This window comes from Pseudomonas sp. CM25 (assembly GCF_013179705.1).
Classification (GTDB): domain Bacteria; phylum Pseudomonadota; class Gammaproteobacteria; order Pseudomonadales; family Pseudomonadaceae; genus Aquipseudomonas.
This window is the reverse complement of the sequence record NZ_JABMCW010000169.1, coordinates 1-11,804: the sequence shown is the minus strand read 5'-3', so window position 1 is coordinate 11,804 and position 11,804 is coordinate 1. Positions and strand designations below refer to the sequence as shown.

The 11,804-nt window shown below is 61.8% G+C and carries 9 protein-coding genes; 2 read left to right on the top strand and 7 right to left on the bottom strand.

Going from position 1 to position 11,804, the window contains the following annotated elements:
• From nuoC to HP546_RS17685, 6 genes are all read right to left on the bottom strand, one after another.
• Nucleotides 1–1,778: NADH-quinone oxidoreductase subunit C/D (gene nuoC / locus HP546_RS17710; protein ID WP_172227870.1), on the bottom strand; the 1,778-nt coding region annotated here is incomplete at its 3' end.
• A 78-nt stretch (nucleotides 1,779–1,856) separates the two neighbouring features.
• On the bottom strand, nucleotides 1,857–2,534 hold the full coding sequence (locus HP546_RS17705) for an NADH-quinone oxidoreductase subunit B family protein (protein ID WP_172227868.1): 678 nt from the start codon (nucleotides 2,532–2,534) through the stop codon (nucleotides 1,857–1,859).
• A 10-nt stretch (nucleotides 2,535–2,544) separates the two neighbouring features.
• Complete coding sequence (locus tag HP546_RS17700) at nucleotides 2,545–2,958, bottom strand: NADH-quinone oxidoreductase subunit A (protein WP_003251427.1); 414 nt, start codon at nucleotides 2,956–2,958, stop codon at nucleotides 2,545–2,547.
• 383 nt (nucleotides 2,959–3,341) lie between these two features.
• The gene (locus HP546_RS17695) at nucleotides 3,342–4,004 is read right to left on the bottom strand and encodes a lysoplasmalogenase (protein WP_172227866.1); all 663 of its coding nucleotides are present in this window, start codon (nucleotides 4,002–4,004) and stop codon (nucleotides 3,342–3,344) included.
• A gap of 1,047 nt (nucleotides 4,005–5,051) precedes the next feature.
• Nucleotides 5,052–6,377 carry an isocitrate lyase gene (gene aceA / locus HP546_RS17690; RefSeq protein WP_033699180.1) on the bottom strand — a complete coding sequence of 442 codons (1,326 nt, stop codon included), beginning with the start codon at nucleotides 6,375–6,377 and terminating at the stop codon, nucleotides 5,052–5,054.
• Between the two features lie 490 nt (nucleotides 6,378–6,867).
• On the bottom strand, nucleotides 6,868–7,602 hold the full coding sequence (locus HP546_RS17685) for a secretin N-terminal domain-containing protein (RefSeq protein WP_372242444.1): 735 nt from the start codon (nucleotides 7,600–7,602) through the stop codon (nucleotides 6,868–6,870).
• Nucleotides 7,603–7,788: 186 nt separating this feature from the next.
• Between HP546_RS17685 and HP546_RS17680 the strand changes: the two genes are divergently transcribed.
• Together HP546_RS17680 and HP546_RS17675 are read left to right on the top strand one after the other, a co-directional pair.
• The gene (locus HP546_RS17680) at nucleotides 7,789–8,949 is read left to right on the top strand and encodes a hypothetical protein (protein ID WP_172227862.1); all 1,161 of its coding nucleotides are present in this window, start codon (nucleotides 7,789–7,791) and stop codon (nucleotides 8,947–8,949) included.
• Nucleotides 8,950–9,040: 91 nt separating this feature from the next.
• The gene (locus HP546_RS17675) at nucleotides 9,041–10,483 is read left to right on the top strand and encodes a SulP family inorganic anion transporter (protein ID WP_172227860.1); all 1,443 of its coding nucleotides are present in this window, start codon (nucleotides 9,041–9,043) and stop codon (nucleotides 10,481–10,483) included.
• 97 nt (nucleotides 10,484–10,580) lie between these two features.
• On the opposite strand, the gene fusA is transcribed toward HP546_RS17675, so the two are convergent.
• Nucleotides 10,581–11,804: elongation factor G (gene fusA, locus HP546_RS17670; protein WP_172227858.1), on the bottom strand; the 1,224-nt coding region annotated here is incomplete at its 5' end.

Below are 11,804 nucleotides of genomic sequence, written 5' to 3'. Positions count from 1 at the left end.
CGGTCCACGTCAGCCATAACGAAGTCGATACTGCCCAGGTACGCAATGAGGTCGGCGACCATGCTGCCTTTGATCACCGAAGGGATCTGCTGCAGGTGCGGGTAGCTCGGGGTGCGGATCCGGGTGCGGTAGCTCATGGTGCCGCCATCGCTCGTCAGGTAGTAACTGTTGATGCCCTTGGTCGCCTCGATCATCTGGAACGACTCGTTGGCCGGCATGACCGGGCCCCACGAGACTTGCAGGAAGTGCGTGATCAGGGTCTCGATGTGCTGCAGGGTGCGCTCTTTCGGTGGCGGCGTGGTCAGCGGGTGGTCCGCCTTGTACGGGCCTTCCGGCATGTTGCGCAGGCACTGGTCGATGATGCGGATACTCTGGCGCATCTCCTCGACACGGACCATGCAGCGATCGTAGGCATCGCCGTTGTGGGCCAGCGGTACTTCGAACTCGAAGTTTTCGTAGCCGGAGTAGGGGCGCGCTTTACGCAGGTCGAAGTCGCAACCGGTGGAACGCAGGCCGGCACCGGTGGTGCCCCATTCCAGCGCTTCCTTGGTGGTGTACGCGGCGACGCCGACGGTACGGCCCTTGAGGATGCTGTTCTGCAGGGCAGCCTTGGTGTACTCGTCGAGGCGCTTGGGCAGCCAGTCGACGAAGTCCTTGACCAGTTTTTCCCAGCCGCGCGGCAGGTCGTGGGCGACGCCACCGATGCGGTACCAGGCCGGGTGCAGGCGGAAACCGGTGATCGCTTCGATCACGGTGTAGGCGCGCTGGCGGTCGGTGAAGGTGAAGAACACCGGGGTCATGGCGCCGACGTCCTGGATATAGGTACCCAGGAACAGCAGGTGGCTGGTGATGCGGAAGAACTCGGCGAGCATGATGCGAATCACGTCGACCTTCTGCGGCACCTTGATGCCCGCCAGCTTCTCGACCGCAAGCACGTACGGCAGGTTGTTCATCACCCCGCCGAGGTAGTCGATGCGGTCGGTGTAGGGGATGAAGCTGTGCCAGGACTGGCGCTCGGCCATTTTCTCGGCACCACGGTGGTGGTAGCCGATGTCCGGTACGCAGTCGACGATTTCTTCACCGTCCAGCTGCAGGACGATACGGAACGCACCGTGCGCTGAAGGGTGGTTGGGGCCGAGGTTGAGGAACATGTAGTCCTCGTTGGCGCCCTGACGCTTCATGCCCCAGGCTTCCGGGTTGAAACGCGCCGATTCCTCTTCAAGCTGCTGCTTGGCCAGGGTCAGGCTGTAGGGGTCGAACTCGGTCGCACGGGCCGGGTAGTCCTTGCGCAGCGGGTGACCTTCCCAGGTAGGCGGCATCATGATGCGGCTGAGGTGCGGGTGGCCGGCAAAGTCGATGCCGAACATGTCCCAGACTTCGCGCTCGTACCAGTTGGCGTTTGGCCAGATACCGGTAACCGTCGGCAGGTTCAGGTCGCCTTCGCTGAGCGACACCTTGATCATCACGTCGCTGTTACGCTCGACCGACAGCAAGTGGTAGAACACGCTGAAGTCGGCGGCGGGCAGGCCACGGCGCTGGGTGCGCAGGCGCTCGTCGACGCCGTGCAGGTCGTACAGCATGCTGTAGGGCTTGGCGACACCGCGCAGGAAGCTGAGCACCTCTTTGAGCTGGGCGCGCTTGACCCACAGCACGGGCATGCCGGTGCGGGTTTCCTGGGCGACGAATGCTTCGGCGCCAAAACGGTTGTGCAGTTCGACGACCACATCCTGGTCGTCAGCCTTGTAGGGCGGAATATAAATAGCGTTGTCCGCTGTCATGGTCTCGGTCGCTTTGGGTCAACGTTAAGAATGAAGCCAGGCCGCCGGCTCCAGGGGAGCGGGCGGCAGGTCGCTGGATCAGACTTCGTCGGGGCTGCGCAGGTTGGTTACGGCAATGCGCTGCTCACGACGCAGGTCTTTCTGGGCTGGCATCTCGGCACGGTAAATACCTTGATCACCAACAACCCAGGAAAGCGGGCGTCGTTCTTGGCCGATCGACTCCTGCAGCAGCATCAAGCCTTGCAGGAAAGCCTCAGGGCGCGGCGGGCAGCCGGGCACATAGACGTCCACGGGGAGGAACTTGTCGACCCCCTGAACGACCGAGTAGATGTCGTACATGCCACCGGAGTTGGCGCACGAGCCCATGGAGATGACCCATTTCGGCTCGAGCATCTGCTCGTACAGGCGCTGGATGATCGGCGCCATCTTGATGAAGCAGGTACCGGCGATGACCATGAAGTCGGCCTGACGCGGCGAGGCCCGGATGACTTCGGCGCCGAAGCGGGCGATGTCGTGGGGCGCCGTGAAGGCCGTGGTCATTTCCACGTAGCAGCAGGACAGGCCGAAGTTGTACGGCCAGAGGGAGTTCTTGCGACCCCAGTTGACCGCGCCACGCAGCACATCTTCGAGTTTCCCCATGTAGATGTTCTTGTGGACCTGGTCTTCCAGCAGCTGGTCGGTGACGGTTTCCCGATCACCTACCGGGTACTGCTCGTTGGGCGCATCCGGGTCGATTCTGGTGAGATTGTATTGCATTGCCAAAGCCTCATTGTTTCAGCTTCGCTTGCCGCTTGCGGCGACCTTCGGGAGCCCAATCAAGTGCCCCGACGCGCCAAAGGTAGACAAGACCTGCCAACAGAATTGCTATGAAAACGAGCGCTTCGACGAACCCGGTCCAGCCGCTTTCGCGGACGGACACAGACCATGCAAAGAGAAAGAGGGCTTCGATATCGAAGATCACGAACAGCATCGCGACCAGATAGAATTTGGCGGACAGGCGCAGGCGGGCGCTGCCGACGGGCAGCATGCCGGATTCGAAGGGTTCGTTCTTGGCGCGGCCCCAGGCCTTGCTACCGAGCAGGCTGGACAGGCCGAGCATGAAGGCGCACAGGCCGACGACACCCAGGAGGAAGATGGCAAAGCCCCAGTTGTGGGCGATGAGTCCTGCCGAATCGGACATGCTAGAAATCCTTATACAGAGACCCAGCTCTGCAGTCTGAAATAAGTGTAGAGCGGCGACTTGGTGTCGCACGTGCAGTGACCAAATGTCGCAGCTGAATCAATCGCGCTGATTTTATGGGTAAACCCCGTGCAAGTAAAATTTCTGTAGCACTTTTATTCGTAGGATTAAGAACAAAAACCTGATGTAACCGGCTGAAAGCCTTGGAATTCGGGCATTGCGTGCGGTTTTGTTAATTATGTTTCTTGCGCCTGGTAACGAATTACAATTTTCGTAATGATAATTAATACCATTTGAAGTGATGCCTTTTAATTGGGCTGTTCTGTGCCTTGTAAAGTTCAGCTGGCGATTCCTCCTACTTGCAGATGCGAACGTCTCGTGTTCTAGCAGCTTCCGGCGCCGCTTGCACCGCTCTGGGTCAATACTTTATCGATTGAGCGATGACCGACTGATGAAGCGATCGCCCACTGGCCGAGCCAGTAGGCGAGGATGATCAGGTACGGTGCGGCGGCAAACGGGCTGACAAAGCGGTCGATGCCTATCAGGCTGTCGGAGAATACGAACAGGCCGGCACCCAGTGCAGCCATGCCGCCGCAGGCCAGGGCTCGCCACAGCATGGCGCTGATGGCCAGCGCGTACAGGGCAACCGGGATCAATAGTGGGCCGAGGCCGTGGCTGGCGAGCACGCTGAACAGGGTGATGCCGATGAGGGTGCTGAGCAGGAGTGGGGCTAGGGCGGGACGCAAGGTCTGGCCGCAATAGGCGCGCAGGTAGGCCAGGTGGGCAAAGAGGAATGCGACCAGGCCGAACACGAACAGGTCGGCGGGGATGGCCAGCAGGATATCGCCGAGTACCGAGCAGGCCAGGCCAATCGAGATCCATGTGCGATAGGGTGAGGCGGGTGCGCTGCGCAGCCAGGCGATCATGGCCAGCACCGGGATGGGTTTGGCCAGCAAGGCGAGCAGGGTGTTGTCGCTGGCCAGTGCATATATATAGAGGGCTGCGGCGGCCAGGGCGAGAATCATCAGGTGGCTTGGACGAGGCATGGGCGGTCCTTGCTACTGTGCTGCCCCAAGCATAGACCTGATCCTGGGTTTTGCTTTGGCCTGTTTCGGCCCTTTGGCGGGGTAAGCCCTGCGCATTCGGTGTGGGAGCCGCGCTTGCCGGCGATGGGCCGCACAGCGGCCCCAACGTTTCAAGTCGCTCACAATCCGTCAGAATGGTGTCGCTTGTATTGGGGCTGCTTCGCAGCCGTCGCCGGCAAGCGCGGCTCCCACAGGCTCACTGCAGCCTTCGAAATGCGCGCAGTACGTTTGGGAGATCATCCAGCCCTTCCGGGTTCTCGCGCCGGGAATTCTGCGCGCAAGCCCTCCGCATTCGGTGTGGGAGCCGCGCTTGCCGGCGATGGGCCGCACAGTGGCCCCAACGTTTCAAGTCGCTCACAATCCGTCAGAATGGTGTCGCTTGTATTGAGGCTGCTTCGCAGCCCATCGCCGGCAAGCGCGGCTCCCACAGGATCACCGCGGCCTTCGAAATGCGCGCAGTACGTTTGGGAGATCAGCCAGCCCTTCCGGGTTCTCGCGCCGGGAATTCTGCGCGCAAGCCCTCCGCATTCGGTGTGGGAGCCGCGCTTGCCGGCGATGGGCCGCACAGCGGCCCCAACGTTTCAAGTCGCTCACAATCCGTCAGAATGGTGTCGCTTGTATTGGGGCTGCTTCGCAGCCGTCGCCGGCAAGCGCGGCTCCCACAGGCTCACTGCAGCCTTCGAAATGCGCGCAGTACGTTTGGGAGATCATCCAGCCCTTCCGGGCTGAGCTCTCGCGACGGGAACTCTGCGCGCTAGCCCTGCGCATTCGGTGTGGGAGCCGCGCTTGCCGGCGATGGGCCGCACAGCGGCCCCAACGTTTCAAGTCGCTCACAATCCGTCAGAATGGTGTCGCTTGTATTGAGGCTGCTTCGCAGCCTATCGCCGGCAAGCGCGGCTCCCACAGAGAGCGCGTCAAGCGGGTTCACCCGTGAAAGGCCGGTACCGTTAAAAATAAAGGCCCGGCGCTTTTACAAGCCCCGGGCCTTTACTCAACCGCCACCCACTATCAGTGGAACTGCTCTTCCTCGGTCGAGCCAGTCAGCGCAGTCACCGACGATGCCCCACCCTGAATCACGGTGGTCATGTCATCGAAGTAGCCAGTGCCCACTTCCTGCTGGTGGGCCACGAAGGTGTAACCCTTGCTGGCGTCAGCGAATTCCTGCTCCTGCAGCTTCACGTAGGCGGTCATGTCGTTGCGGGCGTAGTCGTGCGCCAGGTTGAACATGCCGTGCCACATGTTGTGGATGCCGGCCAGGGTGATGAACTGGTGCTTGTAGCCCATCGCCGACAGCTCGCGCTGGAACTTGGCGATGGTGGCGTCGTCCAGGTTCTTCTTCCAGTTGAAGGACGGCGAGCAGTTGTACGACAGGATCTGGTCCGGGTATTCCTTCTTGATCGCTTCGGCGAAGCGGCGGGCTTCGTCCAGGTCCGGCTTGGCGGTTTCGCACCAGATCAGGTCGGCATACGGCGCGTAGGCCAGGCCGCGGGAAATGGCCTGGTCGAGGCCGGCGCGTACCTTGTAGAAACCTTCACGGGTGCGCTCGCCGATCACGAACGGCTGGTCGTACGGGTCGCAGTCGCTGGTCAGCAGGTCGGCGGCGTTGGCGTCGGTGCGGGCCAGGATGATGGTCGGTACGCCCGACACGTCAGCGGCCAGGCGCGCGGCCACCAGCTTCTGCACGGCTTCCTGGGTCGGTACCAGTACCTTGCCACCCATGTGGCCGCATTTTTTCACCGAGGCCAACTGGTCTTCGAAGTGCACGCCGGCGGCGCCCGCTTCGATCATGTTCTTCATCAGTTCGTAGGCGTTGAGCACACCGCCGAAACCGGCTTCGGCGTCGGCCACGATTGGCGCGAAGTAGTCGATGTAGCCGTCGTCGCCCGGGTTCTTGCCTGCTTTCCACTGGATCTGGTCGGCGCGGCGGAACGAGTTGTTGATGCGCTTGACCACGGTCGGTACCGAGTCGACCGGGTACAACGACTGGTCAGGGTACATCGACTCGGCCGAGTTGTTGTCGGCGGCAACCTGCCAGCCGGACAGGTAGATGGCCTGGATGCCGGCCTTGACCTGCTGCACTGCCTGACCGCCGGTGAGGGCGCCCATGCAGTTGACGAAATCTTTTTCTGGGCGGAAGGACGGGTGGGCACCCTGGGTGACCAGCTTCCACAGTTTTTCTGCGCCCTGGCGGGCCAGGGTGTGCTCTGGCTGCAGGGAGCCACGCAGGCGAACGACATCAGCGGCGGTGTAGGTACGGGTCACGCCTTTCCAGCGCGGGTTTTCGGCCCAGTCTTTCTCGAGGGCTGCAATTTGCTGTTCGCGTGTCAGTGCCATGGAAATAAACCTCGTCGCATCGATCTTGGGTTAATTGTGCTGATGCTCGGAGCAGATCAGGAGCCAGGCGGCTGTCCTGTTCGCAGGAGTGCGGCGGCGAACGCGAAGGCTCGAAGGGGAAGGGTGGGCAGGCCAGGCGACGGTGTGCTCCGGCAGGTCGGCTCGTGGTTGCCTTGCTGCGGTGCTTCGCGATTGCCAGTACTGCGGTGATGCGCTTCCGTCCCTCGGGACAACTTCTTCGTTGCAGTCGCAATCCCGTCGAACCGCCTTGTGGGCCGTATAGACACGAGACGCCTCCAGGGGTGGGAGGAGTACGCCTCGAAGGCCCTTGCCAGGGCCCCTGATTAGCGGGAGCGAGGCCATCATGCCCTTGGGAAAAAGACACTGTCAAATGTTTTGTAGTGCTTTTTATTGCTTACTACATCTTTGGTCTAATGCGACTTGGCAGTCAGTTTCAAGGCCTTTGGTCGAGGCCTTGAATTGCCTGGTTTCAGTCTAGAAGGTCGACTTTGACACGCAAAGTCATGTTTTCACCGCGCTGGGTGCTGTAACTGCGGCTTGACGTGCTGCGCTCGGCTTGGCTCTGCTGGTTGTAGCCTGCCAGGGTGATCCATTCGCCAAGCTTGCCGGTGACGGTCGTGTCGGTACTTTGCACTTTCACTACATCTGCACGTTCGTGGCTGATGCGGTCATTATTGCTGCTTATTTGCAGACGCACCGTGTCGCCGCTGAGGCTTGGGATGACGTAGAAGCCTTGGGTCACATTGCGGTATTCGGTGTTGCTCTGGATGCGCCCGTAACCGTCGGTGCTGGTGCTGGTGATGGGGATGCTCTGGCCAACCTGGATCAAGGCTGGCTGGCCTTCGCTGGCTTGAATCTGCTGCAGGCCGCCTTCACGGTTGCTGGTGCCGTAATGGATGACGCGTGCATTGCCGCGGTTGTCCTGGAAGTTACTGTCACTGTTGTCGACGCTGATCAGCAGGCGTTTGGCGGCGGTGTCCAGTTGTTGCAGCAAGGTCCGCAGGTCGTCGATGCGTTCGGGGCTGGCGTTGACGATCAGCTTGTTCTCGAAGGCGCTGACGGTACCGTCCTTGCCGATGAACGCCTGCGCGGCGGGCAGCAGTTCGGCGCTGCTGCGGTGCTGCAAGGGTACGACTTCGGTGGCGGCCTGTGCGCTCAGGCTGACGGTCAGCAGCAGGGACGCGAGAAGGGGGCGTAGCGGCATGTCCATGATCTCCGCAGGTAGAGTCAACATGATGGCAAATTTGCAGGCTTTGTGCCGGATCTGGATCACGCATCGGCATCTGGGCGGAGGTTTGCCCCGTCGGCAGCGAAGCCCAGATGGGTGTTTTATCTTGTTTTATCTTGTAGGCTATAAATTATAGTTTGGTAGATAATTGAGGATAGTCACATGTCTCCGACCCGCTCGCTCCTGCGTCGAGATCAGCTGGCCAAGGCGCTGGCCCAGGATTTGGCCGGCGAGTCGCTGGTGGATTACAGCTCGGGCATGTTTCTGGCCGCGCCTCGACGTACCGGTAAAAGTACCTTCCTCAACAACGACTTCATCCCGGAATGCGTGAATCGCGGCTGGCTGCCGGTGTACGTCGACCTCTGGTCAGACCGTGACGCTGCCCCGGCGGAGCTCATCAGTGGCGCTATCGGTGTCGCTTTGAGCGGGTTCGAAAGCGCGCTGGCCAGAACGGCGAAGAAGGCCGGTATCGACAAGATAAACCTGCTGCGCACGCTCAGCTGGGATTTCACTCGGCCACAACTGCCGGCGGGCACCACGCTGGCCCAGGCGCTGGCTGTTTTGCATCAGGTGTCGGGGCAACTGGTGGTGCTGATCATCGACGAGGCCCAGCACGCCCTCAATAGCGAAGACGGCCTGAATGCGATGTTCGCCCTCAAGGCTGCGCGGGACCATCTCAACCGTGGCGACCGCCCGGACGGGCTGCGGCTGGTGTTCACGGGCTCGAGCCGTGACAAGCTGGCCAACCTGGTGCTCAAGAGCAAGCAGCCGTTTTTTGGTGCCAGCATCACCCCCTTTCCGTTGCTTGGGCGTGATTATGTCGAGTTCATCACCGAGCTCTGGAATGGTCGCCTGGCCGACAGCAACCAGTTCAAGGCCGAAGACCTGGCATACGCCTTCGAACTGGTCGGTCGGCGCCCGGAAATGCTCAACAAGCTGTTGGCCGAGGTCAGTGTCGGCCTGGGCGAGGCCGGCAACCTGGGTGAACTGCTGCGCAACGGCGCGCTCAACCATCAGGCTGGGGTGTGGAGCGACTATGAAAGCGCCTGGAACGAACTTTCGCCGTTGCAGCGGGCGGTGCTGGAGGTGATGGCCGAGCGCACGCGGGGCCGTCAGCCGTTTTCGCCGTTCACCGAGCAGACCTTGATCGACGTCAGCCGCAAGCTGGAACGGGCCCAGGCCGAAGCCAATGCCAGCACGCCCAATGTACAGAAGGCTTTGGATGCCCTGCGCGACAAGGAACTGGTGTGGAAGGCCAACCGTGGTGAGTATGCGCTGGAGGATGCAGCCATGGCCGAGTGGTTGACCCGTACCGGGCGCTAGCTACCCTTGCGCTGGTCGCTGTCAGACAAATTACGTAACATCGCGCCCCTTGTTTTTGTAACGTCCGCCCGGACTGCTTTCCAGGATGCCCATGAAACCCGCCCGACTACGCGCCGACCTGCTCGCCGGCCTGACCACCTCGTTCGCCCTGGTGCCCGAGTGCATCGCCTTTGCCTTGGTGGCCCACCTCAACCCGCTGATGGGGCTTTACGGGGCGTTTATCATCTGCACCCTGACAGCGCTGTTCGGTGGCCGGCCGGGGATGATCTCCGGCGCTGCCGGCTCGATGGCGGTGGTGATCGTCGCCCTGGTGGTGCAGCACGGTGCGCAGTACCTGCTGGCCACGGTGCTGCTGGGTGGGGTGGTGATGATCCTGTTCGGCCTGCTGCGCCTGGGCAAGCTGGTGCGCCTGGTGCCGTACCCGGTCATGCTCGGCTTCGTCAACGGCCTGGCCATCGTCATCGCCCTGGCCCAGCTTGAGCATTTCAAGCAGGGTGAGCATTGGCTCGGCGGCGCGCCGCTGTACCTCATGATCGGCCTGGTGGCGCTGACCATGCTGGTGGTCTATGTGCTGCCGAAACTGACCCGCGCGGTACCCCCCGCGCTGGTAGCGATCCTCGGCGTTGGCCTGCTGGTGTACCTGCTCGACCTGCCTACCCGCACCCTGGGCGACATGGCGCACATCGCTGGCGGCCTGCCAGTGCTGGCGCTGCCGGATGTGCCATGGGACCTGGAAACCCTGAAAATCATCGCTCCCTACGCGGTGCTGATGGCCATGGTCGGCCTGCTGGAAACCCTGCTAACGCTTAACCTGACCGATGAAATTACCGAAAGCCGTGGCTACCCGGACCGCGAATGCGTGGCCCTGGGTGCAGCGAACATGGTTTCGGGGTTGTGCGGTGGCATGGGCGGTTGCGCGATGATCGGCCAGACCGTGATCAACCTCAGCTCCAATGGCCGTGGCCGGCTGTCAGGGGTGGTGGCCGGGGTGATGATTCTGCTGTTCGTGTTGTTCCTGTCGCCTTTGATCGAGCGTATTCCGCTGGCGGCGCTGGTCGGGGTCATGTTCGTGGTGGCCCAGCAGACCTTCGCCTGGGCGTCGTTGCGGGTGCTGCACAAGGTGCCGGTGAGCGATGTGCTGGCGATCATTGCGGTGACAGTGGTCACGGTGCTCACCGACCTGGCCATGGCGGTGATGTTCGGCATCATCATCGCGGCGGTGAACTTTGCCTGGCAGCATGCCCGCGAGCTTTACGCCGACAGCCATGACGACGGGGAGGGGGGCAAGCGTTACCAGGTGCATGGGACGTTGTTCTTTGCCTCGACCGCGCCGTTCCTGAACCAGTTCGACCCGGCCAACGACCCGGCCAAGGTCACGCTGGATTGCCAGCACCTGAGCTTTGTCGATTACTCGGCAGTGGCCGCGTTGACCACCTTGCGCGAGCGGTACGCCAAGGCCGGCAAGCATTTGCGCGTGGTGCATTTGTCGGAGCGGTGCAAGAAACTGTTGAAGCGGGCTGGCGAGCAGCATTGAGAATTGTCTTTGCCTGTACCGGCCTCTCCGCGGCTAAAGCCGCTCCCCCAGAGTGTGGGAGCGGCTTTAGCCGCGAAGAGGCCAGTACAGGCGAAAATCACTCGCCGCGGTTCTTCTTGACGATGCCATCGGCAATGCTTGCCGGGGCCTCGGCGTAGCGGGTGAACTCCATGGTGTAGCTGGCCCGCCCTTGGGTCATCGAGCGCATCGAAGTGGCGTAGCCGAACATTTCCCCCAACGGCACCTCGGCGCGAATCACCTTGCCGGCTGGCGTCTCGTCGCCGTCCTGGATCATGCCGCGGCGCCGGCTGAGATCGCCCATGATGTCACCCTGATACTCTTCGGGGGTAACCACCTCGACCTTCATCACCGGCTCCAGCAACACCGCCCCCCCTTTTTGCGACAGCTGCTTGGTGGCCATCGAGGCGGCGATCTTGTAAGCCATTTCGTTGGAATCGACGTCGTGGTATGAGCCGTCGAACACCGCAGCCTTGAGGTTGATCAAAGGGTAGCCAGCGAGCACGCCGTTCTTCATCTGCTCCTCGATGCCTTTCTGGATCGCCGGGATGTACTCACGCGGTACCACGCCGCCGACAATCTCGTTGACGAATTCCAAGCCTTCCTTGCCCTCATCACCGGGGGCGAAGCGGATCCAGCAGTGGCCATATTGCCCGCGCCCACCAGACTGGCGCACGAAGCGTCCCTCGATCTCGCAGGTGTTGCGGATTTTTTCGCGGTAGGCCACCTGCGGCTTGCCGATGTTGGCCTCGACATTGAACTCGCGGCGCATGCGGTCGACGATGATGTCCAGGTGCAACTCGCCCATGCCGGAGATGATGGTCTGCCCGGTCTCCTCGTCGGTGCGCACCCGGAACGAAGGATCTTCCTGGGCCAGCTTGCCCAGGGCGATGCCCATTTTTTCCTGGTCGGCCTTGGTTTTCGGTTCCACCGCCACGGATATCACCGGGTCGGGGAAATCCATGCGCTCAAGGATGATCGGGTTGTCGATGGCGCACAGGGTGTCGCCGGTGGTCACGTCCTTCATGCCGATCAGCGCGGCGATGTCACCGGCACACACGTCCTTGATTTCCGCGCGCTGGTTGGCGTGCATCTGCACCATGCGGCCGATGCGTTCCTTCTTGCCCTTCACCGAATTGAGCACCGCGTTGCCGGAGCTCAGTACACCGGAATAGACGCGGGCAAAGGTCAGGGTGCCGACGAACGGGTCCGTGGCGATCTTGAAGGCCAAGGCTGAAAACGGCTCGTTGTCGTCGGCGTGGCGTTCCAGATGGTGCTCTTCATTATCCGGGTCGGTGCCCTT